Origin of the sequence: Arenimonas sp. MALMAid1274, from assembly GCF_049195245.1 — a bacterium.
GTDB lineage: Bacteria > Pseudomonadota > Gammaproteobacteria > Xanthomonadales > Xanthomonadaceae > Arenimonas.
In genome coordinates this window covers 150,016-165,654 of the sequence record NZ_JBMIRR010000022.1, presented here as the reverse complement: position 1 = coordinate 165,654, position 15,639 = coordinate 150,016, and the positions used below count along the sequence as shown (strand labels likewise).

14 protein-coding genes are annotated in these 15,639 nt (G+C 65.1%); 1 reads left to right on the top strand and 13 read right to left on the bottom strand.

What is annotated here, in order from left to right; all coding sequences use genetic code 11:
- Positions 1-40: 40 nt before the first annotated feature.
- Positions 41-1,036: a hypothetical protein gene (locus ACOQFR_RS03155; protein ID WP_421378421.1), complete on the top strand. Its 996-nt coding sequence runs from the start codon at positions 41-43 to the stop codon at positions 1,034-1,036.
- A 13-nt stretch (positions 1,037-1,049) separates the two neighbouring features.
- On the opposite strand, the gene ACOQFR_RS03150 is transcribed toward ACOQFR_RS03155, so the two are convergent.
- The 13 genes from ACOQFR_RS03150 to ACOQFR_RS03090 form a co-directional block, all read right to left on the bottom strand.
- Positions 1,050-1,367, bottom strand: a complete 318-nt coding sequence (locus ACOQFR_RS03150; protein WP_421378419.1) for a hypothetical protein — start codon at positions 1,365-1,367, stop codon at positions 1,050-1,052.
- 58 nt (positions 1,368-1,425) lie between these two features.
- Positions 1,426-2,970 carry a VanZ family protein gene (locus ACOQFR_RS03145; protein WP_421378417.1) on the bottom strand — a complete coding sequence of 515 codons (1,545 nt, stop codon included), beginning with the start codon at positions 2,968-2,970 and terminating at the stop codon, positions 1,426-1,428.
- A gap of 42 nt (positions 2,971-3,012) precedes the next feature.
- Positions 3,013-4,191, bottom strand: coding sequence for a glycosyltransferase family 4 protein (locus tag ACOQFR_RS03140; protein WP_421378415.1), 1,179 nt, complete (start codon positions 4,189-4,191; stop codon positions 3,013-3,015).
- Positions 4,181-5,050, bottom strand: a complete 870-nt coding sequence (locus ACOQFR_RS03135; RefSeq protein WP_421378413.1) for a carbohydrate deacetylase — start codon at positions 5,048-5,050, stop codon at positions 4,181-4,183. Before ACOQFR_RS03135 ends, ACOQFR_RS03140 begins: the two co-directional genes overlap by 11 nt.
- Positions 5,047-6,246: a hypothetical protein gene (locus ACOQFR_RS03130; protein WP_421378411.1), complete on the bottom strand. Its 1,200-nt coding sequence runs from the start codon at positions 6,244-6,246 to the stop codon at positions 5,047-5,049. Before ACOQFR_RS03130 ends, ACOQFR_RS03135 begins: the two co-directional genes overlap by 4 nt.
- Positions 6,234-7,283 carry an EpsG family protein gene (locus ACOQFR_RS03125; protein WP_421378409.1) on the bottom strand — a complete coding sequence of 350 codons (1,050 nt, stop codon included), beginning with the start codon at positions 7,281-7,283 and terminating at the stop codon, positions 6,234-6,236. Before ACOQFR_RS03125 ends, ACOQFR_RS03130 begins: the two co-directional genes overlap by 13 nt.
- Before the next feature lie 6 nt (positions 7,284-7,289).
- Complete coding sequence (locus tag ACOQFR_RS03120; protein ID WP_421378406.1) at positions 7,290-8,408, bottom strand: glycosyltransferase family 4 protein; 1,119 nt, start codon at positions 8,406-8,408, stop codon at positions 7,290-7,292.
- The gene (locus ACOQFR_RS03115) at positions 8,405-9,598 is read right to left on the bottom strand and encodes a glycosyltransferase (RefSeq protein ID WP_421378404.1); all 1,194 of its coding nucleotides are present in this window, start codon (positions 9,596-9,598) and stop codon (positions 8,405-8,407) included. The genes ACOQFR_RS03120 and ACOQFR_RS03115 overlap by 4 nt, the downstream gene beginning before the upstream one ends.
- Positions 9,595-10,704 (bottom strand): glycosyltransferase, encoded by a 1,110-nt coding sequence (locus ACOQFR_RS03110; RefSeq protein WP_421378402.1) that lies wholly within the window; start codon positions 10,702-10,704, stop codon positions 9,595-9,597. The genes ACOQFR_RS03115 and ACOQFR_RS03110 overlap by 4 nt, the downstream gene beginning before the upstream one ends.
- A 130-nt stretch (positions 10,705-10,834) precedes the next feature.
- A complete protein-coding gene (locus tag ACOQFR_RS03105; protein WP_421378400.1) occupies positions 10,835-11,716 on the bottom strand; it encodes a hypothetical protein in 882 nt (293 codons plus the stop codon).
- Positions 11,716-12,597, bottom strand: a complete 882-nt coding sequence (locus ACOQFR_RS03100) for a GNAT family N-acetyltransferase (RefSeq protein ID WP_421378398.1) — start codon at positions 12,595-12,597, stop codon at positions 11,716-11,718. The genes ACOQFR_RS03105 and ACOQFR_RS03100 overlap by 1 nt, the downstream gene beginning before the upstream one ends.
- 105 nt (positions 12,598-12,702) lie before the next feature.
- Positions 12,703-13,908, bottom strand: coding sequence for a hypothetical protein (locus ACOQFR_RS03095; protein WP_421378395.1), 1,206 nt, complete (start codon positions 13,906-13,908; stop codon positions 12,703-12,705).
- A 160-nt stretch (positions 13,909-14,068) separates the two neighbouring features.
- Positions 14,069-15,565 (bottom strand): O-antigen translocase, encoded by a 1,497-nt coding sequence (locus tag ACOQFR_RS03090; protein ID WP_421378393.1) that lies wholly within the window; start codon positions 15,563-15,565, stop codon positions 14,069-14,071.
- Between the last annotated feature and the right edge of the window lie 74 nt (positions 15,566-15,639).

Genomic DNA, 15,639 nt, shown 5'->3' with positions numbered 1-15,639 from the left:
CGGACGGGGCAGGCTCCAAGGAGCCACCGAGGATCCCGCCATGCCGTCGTCGCTGCGCCACATCGCTGTCCTGCTGATCGCCCTCGCGGCGACGGCGGCGCATGCGCAGGCGCCGTCGCCGCTGGTCATCCCCGGCCAGGGCCAGGATGACGACGGGACCACCACGGCGCTGCCCATCATCCGCAACAACCAGGTCGAAGGCTTCCTGCTGATCGAATCGGGGGCCGGCAGCGCGGCTGCGCGCTCGTCGCTGGACCGCATCCTGGGCCGCACCAGTTCGCCGGCCGTGGGCGCGGGCATCAGCCTGCCGTTGGCCGATGGCCGCCGCGTCGGCACCAGCCTCACGCTCGAAAGCAATCCCACCATCGGCCTGCTGTGCAACGGCAGCACGGTGTCGCGCAGCTTCGGCTCGCTGGCCCAGCACTGCATGGTCGCCAGCCTCGCGCCCAATCCCGCCCTGCCCCTGGCGCTGTCGCGTCCCGGCCTTCGCGCCGAGACCCGGATCGAGGGCGAGCGCGCCTCGCTGACCGCCAGCCTGGGCCTTAACCGCTTCGACGTCGAAACGCCGCTGGCCCTGCCGGGTTCGGTGCGTCCGGCCAGCAGCTCCGACCTGCTGCTTTCGCTCAACGGCGCCGAAGTGGACCAGGAAGACATCGGCCTGGTCGGCGAGCTCAAGCTGGGTGAGTCGGGCTGGGTCAGCATTGGCGGCAACCTGGCGCGCGCCCGCATCGTGCCGGCCAGCCAGCTGCCGGGCAGCGTCCGTCCCGAATGGAACAGCGGCACCCTCACCGTGGGTGGCGGCGTCGGCAACTTCGGCGGCGAAATCATCGGCCGCGTGATCGAAATCCCCGGCAGCACCCAGCGCTACAGCAACCTCGGCCTGGGCGTCACCTGGCGCGCACCGTGGCGCGCGCGCCTGAGCGTGGGCGCGGAGAACCTGGTGAGCCGCGGCAAGAACCCGTTCGCGCCCAGCACCGATGCCGAAGACGACGAGTCTTCGCGCGTGCCCTACATCCGCTACGAGCAGGATCTGTAAGCGCCGACGGCGCTCACAGCGGGTAGGCCCTCCAGCCTTCGGGCTCCCTGACGAAACGCATCCGCGCGCGGTCATCGCTGCGCTGCGGGGCGCCGTCGAGCGTGTAGACCACGTCCATGCGGACATCGCAGACCACGCCGGGCAGCGAAGGCGCCGGCGTGCAGCCCGACAACGACAGCTCGCGCAGCTCGGTCACCACCACCTTGGCCGACTTCGAGGCCTGCATGCGTGCGGTCATCGCGGCGCGTGCATCGGCTTCGGTCGGCACCTCGGCCGTGGGCGCGCACGCGGAGAGCGCACAGGCCAGCAGCATCATCGGCGGCAGTCTCATCGTCGCCCTCCCGGGCCGGTTGTGATGCAGAATTCTGCCACGGCCTGCCCGATGCAATTCAATTGCCACCGGTGCGCGGCGAGCCGAGCTGCACGGAGTCGACTTTGACAAGCAGGCGGCTCAACAGCATTCCCGACAACAGCCAGAGGTGGCGCTCGGTGTCGAATGACTCCGAAAGTCCGCCGAGTACGAATGCCATCACCAGCCATAGTGCCAGCGTTTGACGCGCGGCCTCGTCCGATGCAGCGATCGGACCTTTTACCCGGGTCCGGCACAATACGGTAAGGGCCAGGGCAACCGATACCCCTGCTTGGACCGCCACGCTGAACCATGTACTGAGCAAATCGTCGTAGTACGGCGTGTCTTGCGGGACCGCCTGCACCGGTTTCATCACCACTCCCATGATCCAGGCCAGCATTACCAGTAAGCCCAAGCCAAACGCACCTGCCGCAGTGCGGGGGCGCTGCCCGCGCAGCCGAATCCACGCGTAGGTCGCGACGAACACCCCCAGCGGACCGAGCACCGCAAACAAAGTAGACAGTGCCGCCATCGCGATCGCCAGTGCGGCCAGTCCCGGGCCGGCCAGACGCCAGCGGATCCAGCGCTGATCGACGGCTACCAGCAGCAGGCCCGCCGATACCAACAGATAGTTGCAATAGCCCTTCGCGCCGCCGAGCAAGGACTGCACGCTGAGATACGGCCCGGGTGGCACCCACCCACCCTGGAAAGAGTGACTTGCCGTCGCGGGCTCGCCGGTTGCAAGGTGGAACGAGACGAGAGCCCACAGCCACACCACGGCGGCCAGCGCGGCCCCGATGAGCCATGCCATCGCGATCGCGCGCAGCGCTGCATAGTCCCTGGCCAGCAGGCTGAAGAAGACCGCCAGTGAGGCCAGGTAGGCCACGCCCCACCACCTGCCGCCACCGGCCGTGGCTTCCGCGAAGACAAGGCAGGATACGGCGAGCAGCAGGACGCAGGCCGCGACCCAAGCGTGCGAAGCCGACCACCGTGGGAACTCCGGCGCGACGATCCCACGGATCGTGATGACCATCATCCCCGCAATGAATGCCAGGTCGGCGACGTGCAGCCCGCGCCCCTGGATTTCCAGAACGCGCAGCCCTTCCATCGGCAGCAGCACCACGCCCAAGACCGCGAAAGCCAGCGCCGCACGTTGCCAGCCGGACATCGCGCCCGGCAGCACCCATCTGTCCCAGATACTGCGGGCCGCAAGCACGATCGCGATGCCCACCGATCCGCCGATCAGGTCGTCGCGGAAGTCCGACCAGAGCGGCGTACGCCCTGGCACCCAGAACTGCACCAGCTCGCCGACGGCGGCCAGCAGCGCCACGCCCGCGATCGGCCACGCCACGCGCGAAAGGCCGCGCCGCCGCCAGGCGAACAGCGCCAGCGCCATGCCCACGAACACGAACATCAGCACGTGCACGCTGTCCAGCGAGGGCCAGAGGCGTTCCGTGCGACTGATCAGCTGGCTGAACCAGGGATGCTCGCCACGCAGGGACTTGAGCATCGATGCCGGCAACAGCGCCGCCGCGGTGACCAGCAGCACGCACAGCGCCAGCGGCAGATGGCGCAATCGCTTCATGGCCGCACGCGCGAGCTCGGAAAGGACCTGGCGCGCGACATGTCAGGTGGCCACGGAAGGCATCAGCTCCGCATACACCGCGCGCGTGCGGCGGATCACCGAGATCTCGTCGAATTCCCGGATCGCCTTTTGGCGCGCCGCCTCGCCCAGCCTGCACGCCAGCGCCGGATCATCCTGCAGCCGCGCAATTGCCGCCGCCAGCGCAGCGGCATCACGCACCGGCACGCGCAGCCCGTCCACGCCGTCGGTCACCACCTCGCGGCAGCCCGGCACGTCGGTGGTCACCAGCGGCAGCGCACAGGCGGCGGCTTCGATCAGGCCCTTGGGCAGGCCTTCGCGGTAGCTGGGCAGCACCACCACGTCCACCGAGGCCAGCAGTGCGGGCATGTCGTCCACATGGCCCAGCCATTCCAGGGTGCCGTCGGCCACCCACTCGCGCAGGCTGGCGTCGGGCACGGCGGCGGGGTTGCCCGGGTCCGGGTCGCCGGCCAGCAGGAAGCGCAGCGCGCGGCCCTGCGCGCGCAGCTGGCGCGCGGCGGCCACGTATTCGGCCAGGCCCTTGTCCCACAGCAGGCGCGCGGCCAGCAGCACCACCATCGGCTGCGCCGGATCGCGCACGCGCGCGCTGGCGGCGAAGCGCGAGCAGTCCACGCCCGAGCCGGGGATCAGGCGGATGCGTTCGCGCGCCACCAGGCCGGCGCGTTCAAACAGCGCCACGTCGTCGGGATTCTGCAGCACCAGGCGGGCGTTGTCGCCGTCCAGCGCCAGGCGCATCAGGCCGCGCACGATCGGGCGCAGCAATCGCGCCTTGGCGTCGTTGCTGGTGAACACATAGCCCATGCCCGCCACCGCGTTCACGCGCGCGGGCACGCCGGCCAGGCGCGCCGCGATCGAGCCGTACACCGCGCACTTGATGGTGAAGCCGTGCACCAGCGCGGGGCGCTCGCGCCGCAGCAGGCGCACCAGGTGCCAGACCAGGGCCAGCTCGCGCAGCGGATTCAGGCTGCGGCGATCCATCGGCACCGGCTGCCAGCGCAGGCCGAGCGCCGTGAGCTTGTCGCCGTAGGGACCGGGCGGCGACAGCAGCAGCACGTCGTGGCCGGCGTCGCGCAGCGCCAGCGCCAGCGACCGGCGGAAGTTGTAGAGGTACCAGTCGGTGTTGGCGAACAGCACGATGCGGCCGGGTGCCGCGCCGGTCACGCGCGAAGGATCAGGCTGCACCGTTGGCTCCGCCTGCAAACGCCGACCGGTAGTGGCCCAGCGCGAAGCCCATGTCGCGCGCCAGCTCCGGCAGGCCGGGCTGCGTGAGCAGGCGCCACTCGGCCTCACTGATGTGGCCGATGGCGGTGAGGCCCTGCACGGCGCTGGCGTCGCGCACCGGGTGCACCATCAGTTCGAAGGTGCCCTCGCCCGCCGCCGCCAGCACGCGCCGGTAGTCGGCCAGCGTGGGCTGCGCGGGGATCACGCCCAGGTCGAACAGGCTGCCCAGGCCCTGGTTCCAGGCCACACGGCCCTGCCAGGTGCGCTGGTTGCGGCGAAGCATGCGGCGCAGCACCCCCTGCCGCAGGGATCGCCCCAGGCTGGGCTGGCTGCCCGGCAATTCCAGCAGCCAGGGCATGCGCACCGGAATGCCCTGGCGCGCGCACAGCGTGGCCACCGCATCGAACACCGGCGGGAACGCATGCGCATGCTGGTGGCTGTCCACGTGTGTGGGCACGATGCCCAGCGCCACGCAGCGCGCGTACTGCGCTTCGAGCTCGCGCGTGATGTGGGCGCGATCGACGCGCCCCAGCAGCAGGCGACGCGCCAGCTGGCCGCGCGGATGGAACTTGCCGTCTGCGCCGACCAGGCTGCCCACGCTGGCGACGTCGGCGGTGGGCTGGCCCAGAGTGAGGTTGAAATGCAGGCCCACGCCCAGCGCGGGATGCGCCCGCGCCAGCGCCGCAGCTTCTTCCGCGGCCGGCATGTTGACCATCAGCGTGGTGCTGGTGACCGAACCGGCCAGCAGCGCGTCCACGATGCCCTGGTTGACGGCGGGCGCCAGCCCGAAGTCGTCGGCATTGACCACCAGCGTCCTCATGCCAGCCTCCGCAGCGCCTTGCGCAGGAAATGGAAGGGCTCGACCAGGGCCGGCATCGGATCGGCCGCGTCGAACACCGGCCAGCAGCGCGCCGTGACCGGCCCGCCCGCGGAAAGGTCGGGCGCAGGAAACAGGAACGCCGCGCCCTGGCGCCGGTAGAACGCGGCGGAGGCCCAGTCCTTGAGCAGGTAGCGCCACTGCACGCCCTGCCGCTGCGGCAGGTCGGGAAGCGACGGCAGGCCCAGCAGGTCGCGCGCGGCCGATTCCACCACACGCTTGCCGGCCGCATGGCTGAGCTGGAACCACAGCGTCGGCCGCGGATTGATCTCGATGATCTTGAGCCGGCCGTCACGCGGGTCGCGCTTGAACTCCACGCCGCAGACACCGCGGAAGCCGATGGCCTGCAGGAAGCGCGTGGATATCTCGCGCGTCTCCTCACAGTCGTGGCTGATCACCAGCGAAGCCGAACCGAAGCCCGACGGGTACTGCCGCAGCTTGCGGGCGGTGAAGCCCTGGCGGACGTCGCCCCCGCGGTCCACGTAGGTGGCGAACAGGGTGATCGCCGATTCCGGGCCGGGGATGATTTCCTGCACGAACCAGGCGCCGGACTCGGCCGGGATCGAATCCACGTAGGCGGCGTATTCCTCGCGGGTGCGGGCGACCAGCACCTTGTGGCCCTTGAGGAAGTCCTTGGCGCGGTGGATCAGCACGGGCTTGAGGATGCAGGGATACGGAATCGACGGCGCCAGCGCGGCGAGCGCGGCCTTGTCGGGGGCCTGCCAGATGCCGGGGGTTTCCACTCCATGCCGGGCGCAGAGCGCATGGAAGCGCTGCTTGTCGAGCAGGTCTTCGGCCAGGCCGTCGTAGCACGGCGCGAATTCGAAGGCCTGGCGGAGGCGTGCCGCGTGCCGCATCACCAGTTCGATGAATACGTCGCTGGTGGGGACCAGCAGCGGGCGGGTTCCGGTACCCGAGGCATAAGCCAGCAGGCGATCGACCAGTGCGCCATCCGCGGCGGCCTGCCAGGTCTGCCCACCCGAAAAGTACCGCGACGCCGTCGCCGGGGCGGGCCCGAGGTCCACGCCCAGCAGGCGGCCGCCGGCGCGACCGAGTTCACGGGCAACGTAAAGGCCCGTAGGAGACAGACCGAGCACGATGGCGTGGAAACGCGGGTCCATCGGCGTCAGAACAGCCACGTCTGGTAGGGGTCGTAACAGAGGCGAGCGTGGCGCGACATCTGCGTCCAGGCCACGAAGTAGACGCCGTACATCAGGAATGGCAAGGCCACGATGACCCTGGAACCATTCCGGCTGGCCATCACCCTGGCAACGCAGATGAAGGCCAGGATGCTTATCGGCATCGCGTAGTAGACCAGGCGGTGCAGTGCCACGCTCGAGACCACGCCGGCCAGCACCATCGCAAACGTGATCAGCGAGAACACCCGCATCAGCGGGTAGATGGTGGGGAAAGCTTCCTGGACCTGCCGGCGCCGCCATTCGAACAGCAGAAATGGCAGCAGGATCATCGAATAGCGGACCCAGGCGCCGGACGACGAATTTTCGCCATAGATCTGCTCGACATAGCGTTCGCTGTAGACATCCAGCCGATCTCCGATCAGCCATGCGACCGCGGGCCCCAACAGCACAAGGGCAGCGATCATGCGCGTGATCGACACCTGCCTTCCCACCAGGTAGACCAGCGGCAGGAAAATGATGGCCGAGGTGTGGAACTGTGAGGCCACCAGGATCCAGATGGCCATGCCCAGCCGCTTTTTCTCGACGAAGCAGGCCATGGCCAGCATCAGGAAACCCAGCGCGAGGGCCTGCCGGATGCCGGACATTCCCAGCTGCACGATAAGCACGGGGAAACAGACCGCCAGGAATCCCAGCGGGCGATCCATCACCTTCGAGAACCGCCAGAGGCAGGCGACATAGATCGCGCCACTGGCCAGCAGCAGGATTGAATAATCCATGCCCGCCGAACGGATCATCGAGCTGAGCAGATAGAAACCCGTCTCGCCGGCCGAAAACATCTCGCTGATGCTCTCGTACTCCGGGAGCCGGGAGAAACGCCGGGAGTAGCCCAGGTAATCGCAACCGACCCGGTACCGCGTGCCTACGAAGATGACCAGCACCACCGCGAAAACCACCGCCAAGGCACGATGCGTCGACTTCGCGCGCGCGAAGATCGCGAACAGGGAGGAGAGCGTGAACAGGATGAAGTACGGGTACATGCGGTCTCAGGGCCTGGCTCGTGCCACTAGCGTATCGAAGATGGCACGCAGGCGGGCCGCCTGGACCAGGGGGGAGAACCTGCGGGTGACTTCCTCGCGGGCGGCCCTGCCCACGCGATCCCGCAGCGACGCGTCACCCACCAATCGATGGAGGGTCTGCAGCCAGTCGTCATGGCTGGCACAGAGGAATCCCGTGCGGCCGTGGTCGATCAGCTCCAGATTGTAGCCAACCGCGGCGCAGACCGGCACGACGCCCGCCGCCATGTAGGTACGCGCCTTGCCGCCCGACTTGCCGTTGGCCCATTGCTCGTCGGGCAGCGGCATGATGCCGATGTCGAATCGGCGCAAAGCTTCCAATTCACCGTCCAGCGACCACGGCGTCAGGGTCCACGGCACGCCCGGCATCGAGAATTCCCCCCCACCCATGATCTCGAATCGGAGCTGCGGATTCCGCGCCGCCAGTTCCACCAGCACCGGTTCGATCAGGCGCAGGTACTTCACGGTCGAGCTTGAACCCAGCCAGCCGAGGGTGACCGGGACATCGTTGGTGTGGGGGCCATGCGGCTGGATGCGCACGGTATCCTCGGCCACCTCCACGGTTTCCGCCTGCGCGCCGGACTTGCGCGCTTCATCCCGCAGCCAGTCGTTGCCGGCGATCACGCAGTGCACGATGCCAAACAGCTGGCGCACCTTATCGGGCGAGCGCAAAAGGCTGGCCAATGGGTTGTAGCGGCTGGGCTTGTGGATGAACAGCGCGTCATCGTAGTCGAATACCAAGGTAGCACCGCGCCAGCGCAGGAAGCGCTCGATCACCGGTGGACCGAAGGGGAGCAGCTCCCGCTGCATGTAGATGATGTCGTAGCGCCCATATCCGGCCAGCACAACCAGCCGCCGAAGCACCGCCTTGCCAGTTTCCCACATCTTGCGCAGCGATCGACCCTTCGAAAAGCTCAGCTGGTACATGGCCTGCGACATGAAGCTCTGCACGCGGCACTGCACGCCGAGCGCCTCGAAGTGCGGCAGGTACTGGTACACGCGGTAGCGGCTGGACGCGCCGTCCACCGGGTAGCGGGTGAGGAATAGCACCTTCAGCGGGCGCAGCGATTCAACGGCGGGGCTGCTCACGAACGGGGCTCCAGGCTGCGATAGACCGACTGGTAGCGGCGCACGCCCTCGTCGAGTGAAAAGTGCGCCTGGGCCGAGGCCACGCAGCGTGACGAGGCCGCGGGGTCGGTCACCAACGCCATAAGCCGTGCCATGCCGGCGTGGATGGTAGCGGGGTCAAAGTCGGCTATGGCCACCCCAACGCGATCGCTCTCCAAGATCTCGGCCATATCACCCACTCCGGCGTTGGCCAGGCAGGGAATGCCGCAACCAAGGAACTCGCCCAGCTTAGTGGGGGCCGAGGCCTGCTTGGAGAACACGGGCTTGATGAAGAAGACGCCTGCGTGCATGCGCGCCATCTGCGCCGGCACTTCGGCGTGGCTGGCGGCGCGAATCTCGACAGCCTCCATCGGCACACCGCCAACCTGCAGCCGGTCGCGCACGTAGGCGTGGTCGTTCCGGTTGATCACCAGCAGGCGGGCGTCGGGCCGAAGCTCGCGCAGCTGGCGGAATGCGGTCACCACTTCATCAAACAGGTACCACGTGCCCACCGAGCCGACGTAGCCCAGCACCAGGCCGGGCTCCGGGTCACCCTGCGGCTTGAACCGCGACAGGTTGGCGCAGGTGGGGATCACGCTGGCAGGCGGCATGCGGCCACGCAGGTAGTCGAACTTCGCGAGCTCCACCAACCCCGCCCGGGTCAGCGAGACGACGTGGTCGGCGGCCAGCAGGAAGCGACGCTCGAACCACTTGGCGCCGCGATACACCCGGCCGCCGCGCGGCCACAGACCGCCGTCCACGCGCTCGTCCACCCAGAACCCGCGCATGTCGAACACATAGCGCACGCCGGTCAGCCGCTTGATCACCAGGGCCATCACCGAAGGTACGTAGCTGCGTGCATGCACGATATCCAAGCCATGCTTTCGGACAAGGCGCCAGCCCACGAACGAGCCGCAGAGGACGTCCCAGAAGGTGGCCAGCAACGAAAACCGCTTGTGGTAGCGCAGCGGATGCCATTGGATGCCGGCGTCGGCCATGCGCTTGGCGACGGCGGTGCGCTGCGCGTCATCGGCCCAGTCGGACGCACGTTCGAAACTCAGGATGTGGACCGGATGGTCGGCGGCCAGGCGCTCCTGGTAAGCGAGCACCTGGGACTGGCCCAGCGGCTCGAGCATGCCGCTGTAGGAGATGTAAAGAACGCCGGCGGTCATGCCACGGCCCCGGAACGCCAGCCGGGGATCAGGAGGTCCAGATAGCGCTCTGCGACAACATCCAGGCCAAACTCTCTGGCACGGGCTTGCAGCGCGGCCTTGGCGAGAGGGGCCGGCAACGCATCCCGCATTGCTTCGGACAACGCCTGCGCATCACCCACGGGCACCAGCGTTCCGTACTTGCCGCCCTCAAGTATCTCGGCGGGACCCGCGACGCAGTCTGTGCTGACAATCGGAAGCCCATGCTCCATCGCTTCGACGATCACGTTACCAAACCCCTCGTACTCCGACGAGAGGACGAACACATCCGCGGCAGCGTACCAAGGGCCGGGGTCCGCAACGAAACCGGGCATCAGCACCGCATCCCCCAGATCGAGAGCCTGAACCTTGGCCGCCAATGCATCCCGCTCGGGACCATCTCCGAGGATGCACAGCGTCCCTCGGCCGTGCGCCGCCAATCTGCCGAAAGCGTCAATGAGGATGTCCTGCCGCTTTACCCGTTTCAGGGTGCCCACCGTCAAGAAAACCGGGCGTGGCACCGAAGCAAGTTCCAGTGGAACGTCCGTCCGCACACCAGCCATCCCCAAAGCTGCAGGGTTGTGAATAACCTTGAACAAGTCCCTCGGCAGACCCGACATTCGAGCAAGGTCATCTGCCACGCCTGCCGAAACGCCAATTGCCGCATCCAGCCGGGGATACGCCCATCGCTGACTGGTCGACAGGATCCAACGGTGCAAACGCCCTCGATCTGCATAGGCGAGAGACAGAGGAGAGTGTTCACTGCCAAGCACGCGCCCCTCGAATCCAGCCAGTCTTGCAGCCAGCGCAGCCACGGCGGTCAGCGGCCACATCGCGGCAAGCAGGGCCTGCGGCGGGGTACTGCGCAAGTATCGCGAGAGTGGCAGGACCGAGCCGCGGACGCGCGACGCCTCCAGGCTGACAACCGTGGCCCCTCGCGGTAGCTCCCCCAGCAGTTCACCTCGTCTCTGCCGCAAGACGAACTCCACCTCGAAGCCGCGGGCAATCCAGGCGCGGGCAAGGTTGACATGCAACCGCTCGGCGCCGCCAGGACGAAGGTCCGGCAGAAGGATCGCGATCTTACCCATGGCTCCTGATCCGGCAATCACGGGGTCGCGCTCTTCCAGCGACCTGGGTCGGTAGCGTGAGCAATGGGGGCCTCGGGACGAGCGCCAGAAATTTTCGATTCAGGCAACGGGATTGAGTCCGCAATCAGACTCATGACGGAACTGCCTGATTCGCACTGGAACCTGCCAAACCTCTATCCAGAAGCCCCTGAAGCGAGACGAAGCCTGCGCCATGCGCTTTGAGCGTCTCGACAGTCTTCAATGCCCCTTCCACGTTCAGATCCCAGTCATGGCTGTAGAGCGAAAGAAAGCTCTCCTCCTTGCGAAAGAGCAACTTCGGAAACGCTGTCAGCGCCCGACGGACCACGAACGACCGGGCCGCCGAGTCTCCAAGACTGGAAACTGCCCAGACGGCAAGAATACCCGGGGCGTCAGGATGGGCAAAAATGACGGGGCTACGGCGGAAGCGCTCACTGCGCACCGCGCCGGGGCTGTCGTTGAACCGCGCTGTCGACGAGCTGAAATCCATCCTGAAACCGAGGGCGGCCAGCGTCTTCACGAGACCAGCATCCAAATGCCACCACCCCGCCGAGTACGCCCGATGCGTCATCAACCCGCGGCGCTCAAGCCAGTCCCGCTCCAGTTCGATCTGGGCAGCGATTATGGACGCCTCGTTCCAGTAATTGTGGACAGGACGAATTGGCGACGAAGGTTCGCGCAGGTAGTGGCCATGCAGGCCGATGTCGGCGAAGCGCGCAAGCGACCCTATCCGCTCCCGGTAGAAATCCTCTGAAAGCCCAGCCGCCTTTAGCTCCATGGCAAGCATGGGCGCCATCGGGGTTATCACGGTAAGCAGTGCTCTCTCACCGGTAGCGCCAAGGTATCCCTCGGCAAACGCGAGCGTGCGCGCGAAGCTCGAATCGTCCTGAAGTCGCTCGACGTGCAACACGGGAATGAACCTGGTGCGCGACAAGACACAAACCCCTGCCCGCGGCAGAAGTTGCAGCAAGGAATCTGCAAGGCGGGAAGTCATCAGTAGACGTCCTTCAACCCGGTGTACGCATCAAACTGGAGCCGATCCGTAGCGACGTCCACCGGGAAATGAATGAATGGCTCGGTTCGGCTGCCGGAAAGAACGAATCTGGCGGAGGTAGCAAGCAGGCTTTTCCTGCTGCAGACGATGCGCGCCAGAGAGATGCCTCCCTTCCGGCCGACAGCGCGCATCAGCTCGCCGAAAAGACGTGGCTTGTTGATCTCGCAGCCTCCCACCAGCAGCACCTTCACTTCGGCGCCACCAACATTCCTGGTAGCCACTGTGCCCCACATGTAGTTGGTGTTGTGCTCGAACTCAATTAGCGCAGGGCCGTACTCCTGCCGTTTCCACGCAGCGTTCTCATACTGGTCGAACTTGACAAGGCTGGAGGATGAAAGCGCGTCCTGATAGCGTCCACACGCCAACTGTTGCTGCAGCATAGCCCTAGGCCCCCGCGTCGCGAATACGGCGCGCGCCATGGCAACTTCCTGGAAACCCAGTTTCCCTGTGAAGATTGGGCCTGACAAGTGATTCGGAAAACCGAAAATGAATGCAGCACGCCCGGCCAACGCACCCTTGGCGTGATTGATTATCTTGGTGAACAAGCCCTTGCCACGGAAGTCCGGGGCTGTCGCGGACCAGCAGGACTGAAATGCCTGACGGCGGCAACCATCCAGAAGGATACGGTGAGCAATGAATCCGTTGACTGCGACAAGTCGCCCTTCCGAATAGGCGCCAAAGAACGTGGACAGGTCGCTGCTGCTCAACCAGTTGCTGCGAAACCTATCCAGGTGAATATTGGGAAAAGCGCTGCGGCATACATCGAAGACTTGCAGCACCTCAGCCTCTGTTCGAGGCATTTCGCGAATCTCAAAATCCACGGGACACTCCCCAGTCATTACGCCAGAATCGCGTGAATACATCCAAGACGCAGGAATCGGGCGAGATTCAATTTCGCTGGGCGCACTCGGAACAAGAGACGTCGATCATCGCCGTGCCACCTTCTTCTCATCGGGGGCATGGAACGAGGCCATTATCCCCCTGGCGTTGTCAGCCAAGTCCTCGCCACGAACTTGGCTGTTCATTAGCATTGCGAGGAGTCCTCCAAAGCAGGCATCAGGCGCATGTCGGCTACCGACATAGTCTCGCGCAGCTTCGCGATGGCGAGCGATCATCGCGGGCTCGACGCACTCGTCGAAGGAGCGAAGACCGTGCACATAGCCAGGCGCATCGCGATATTCACCCACAGTGAAGTCAGGAGTTTCATCAACGAATCTAAACAAGCGCTGAGACTTCCTGAAAGGACCAAGCGCAGGATCGATGATTATGCAGGGATGACCCGTACCCGCAGCGTCAAGCGCCGCTGTACCCATGGCGACGGCAATGTCGGAGTATGTGGCGACACATTTTATCGCATCGTAGTTCGGCATAAAGCCATGCTTCACCAGGCCGACTCCAAAACGCGCGCAAGCACTTTCAAGATCCGGCATGCACGGGCCGTCACCAATGCAATGCAAGGAGACTGGCTGCATCTTTGCCCTTGGCCCAAGCGATCCGTCAATGAACGAACTGAGCGCACTCCACTTGAAGCGGTCGAGCCTACCGAAATAGCTTACCGACAGGGCCTCACTCGTCGCCTTCGACTCGCCGCTGAACGACAGCGGAGATGGCACTGGGATGATTGGCACCGATGAAGCGATGCCCGGATAGAAGTGGCAAAGTGCCCGGAGGTTCGCCCCATCCATTGCACAGAGTCCGTTGCCGCCGATCAACGAGGAAAAGAATCTGCGCACCAGTCGATTGTGGGACGGTAGACACCACTGCACGGCGCGAACCGCCGGGAAACCCAGGTGATCCAAGAGCTTTCCGGAGTACGGAAAGAACTTTCGAAAAGGATCAAGGGGATGCACTGCCCACGCCAGAATCTTCGAGCCGCGAAAGACCCCCCACGGAAACTGGTCGTGGACCAGCTTAGGCAGGCTCGTTACGAGAACATGGTCCGGCTCTTCCACCGCCGATAAAGAGTCGGGCGCATGAAATGTCGCCCAAGGAAGCTCCTTTCTTATCCGCCCGCCCTCAGGCTCGACGATAAAGAAAGGCTCCCCAGCTTCCCGCAGGAAAGTGGCAAAGCGAGCCGCCAGGACGTCCACCCCGCCCCACTCACGTATCGTGTTCAGATAGATAGCAATCATTCACTACATCCATTCAAGCGATCTGACAATTGAGCAAACGATCCAGACCCATTTCTTGCCAAAGTGGCAGATCGCTGCTCTTTTTCTCTGGCCGCAGGATCCGCCACGCACGGTTGCTCGAATCAGGTCATGTTGCCAGACATCTGCGCACACCCGCCGTTCAAAACACCCTTCTTACGAGACGCCTCGCCAGCGCAGCAAATTTGGCGGGCGGGCCGCTGAGTTCCGCCGCCTCGGAAAGGCTCACGATTGCATATATGCCGAATCCCAAGGACGCGATTAAGCCCAGGGCAATGGACGCCCAGCCTGAAATGAAGGAAACCCCGACAACAAGAAGCGCTGTGAAAGTCCCCGAAAGGAAGAGGAGGCCGACCTTCGCCGACCACCTAAAACCAGTCCTTCTGACGGCAAGCCAATAGACGATTGCCAAGTGCGCGAGGTACAGGCCAAGGAATGACACTCCCGTTGCTGAGATGCCGATAACGGGAAGCAGAACAGCCGTAAGGCCCACGAAGACAGCGGCAGCGCCCCACTCAGAGACCAGGTAGGTCTTGCCTGCGCCGGACGCAAGAAGTATGTAACCCAGCGGCCAGCTCGCAATCTTCACGAAATCGCCAAGGATCTGCCACCGTAAGACATCTACCGACTCGACAAACGCGCTTGAGTACAGCAACTGGATGACCCAAGGCGCCACAGCCAGCATTGCCAATAGCACCGGGGACGCGAGCAGCAGCGCAACCTCCGTCTGCTCGTTTGCCATGCGATTCACAAGCGCGCCGTCACCAATGACGGCAGTCAGTCTTGGATAATAGTCCGTGCCCATGGCGCGCAGGATGAAACCGATGTAGGTCATGGATATCACCCAGGCGGCCTGGAAGTGACCAAGCGCATCCATCCCGAGTTCCCTCTGGACCAGAACGCGCACCATCAGCTGGCCTGCGACGGGCGCCAGGCCTGCAGCCATGAAAATTACGCCCAACCTGAGCAGGGTTCGCCACTGGTGAGAAAGCTCACCCAGTGCGGGCGCACTTGCCGCACTTTTCGGCAGTCTGGCCACATACCAATGGCCAAGGATAAAGCCGGCCAAAGGCGTTGCAATCACGACTATGACAATTGCGTCGCGCCCCAGCCACCAAACCGCCGCCACTGCAACCGCAGTCGAGACCACTGCGGAAACGACCGAAATTCGCGCGAGGTCGCCGATACGGCGCATGCCATTAAGCAGCGCATTCTGCGACGCCGCAGCTATGGTGAGCGCGACACCGATCGCGAGCCATCCTATATCGGTCGACGCGGCAGGATCGCGAAGCACCAGCGTCGCTATCTGAGCGCGCAAGAGCCAAAAGCCAATGCCTCCCAGGACTGCCAACAATAGTGTCGCGAGAAGCAATGCTCGCCTGGCGATCTGAAGCTGCCTCGCATCGCCGCCGCCAGCCGCCTCCGCTACCTGACGCGTTCCAATGTTGCCGACGCCAAGTCCGGCGAGGGTTGATGCGAATGCAACAACATTGTTGAAGATTCCGAGCAGGCCTACACCAGCTGGCCCAAGTAGAACTGCGACTACCTTGATCCGGAACAGGCCGATCAGGATATTTAGAAAGGATGCGCCGCCGATGATCGACGATGTCTTAAGTATCTGCCGATAGGTGCTGGCCACGCTAGTCCTCGCACCGACAGCTGAGCGCTTCAGTCATCGCGCGCTTTGTACGCGCCCTTGCCAGGCAACAGCCG

Coding starts and splice junctions, on each gene's coding strand:
- ACOQFR_RS03095 (WP_421378395.1), bottom strand. CDS start 13,908: ATGATTGCTATCTATCTGAACACGATACGTGAGTGGGGCGGGGTGGAC.
- ACOQFR_RS03115 (WP_421378404.1), bottom strand. CDS start 9,598: ATGACCGCCGGCGTTCTTTACATCTCCTACAGCGGCATGCTCGAGCCG.
- ACOQFR_RS03110 (WP_421378402.1), bottom strand. CDS start 10,704: ATGGGTAAGATCGCGATCCTTCTGCCGGACCTTCGTCCTGGCGGCGCC.
- ACOQFR_RS03150 (WP_421378419.1), bottom strand. CDS start 1,367: ATGAGACTGCCGCCGATGATGCTGCTGGCCTGTGCGCTCTCCGCGTGC.
- ACOQFR_RS03155 (WP_421378421.1), top strand. CDS start 41: ATGCCGTCGTCGCTGCGCCACATCGCTGTCCTGCTGATCGCCCTCGCG.
- ACOQFR_RS03135 (WP_421378413.1), bottom strand. CDS start 5,050: ATGAGGACGCTGGTGGTCAATGCCGACGACTTCGGGCTGGCGCCCGCC.
- ACOQFR_RS03125 (WP_421378409.1), bottom strand. CDS start 7,283: ATGTACCCGTACTTCATCCTGTTCACGCTCTCCTCCCTGTTCGCGATC.
- ACOQFR_RS03145 (WP_421378417.1), bottom strand. CDS start 2,970: ATGAAGCGATTGCGCCATCTGCCGCTGGCGCTGTGCGTGCTGCTGGTC.
- ACOQFR_RS03105 (WP_421378400.1), bottom strand. CDS start 11,716: ATGACTTCCCGCCTTGCAGATTCCTTGCTGCAACTTCTGCCGCGGGCA.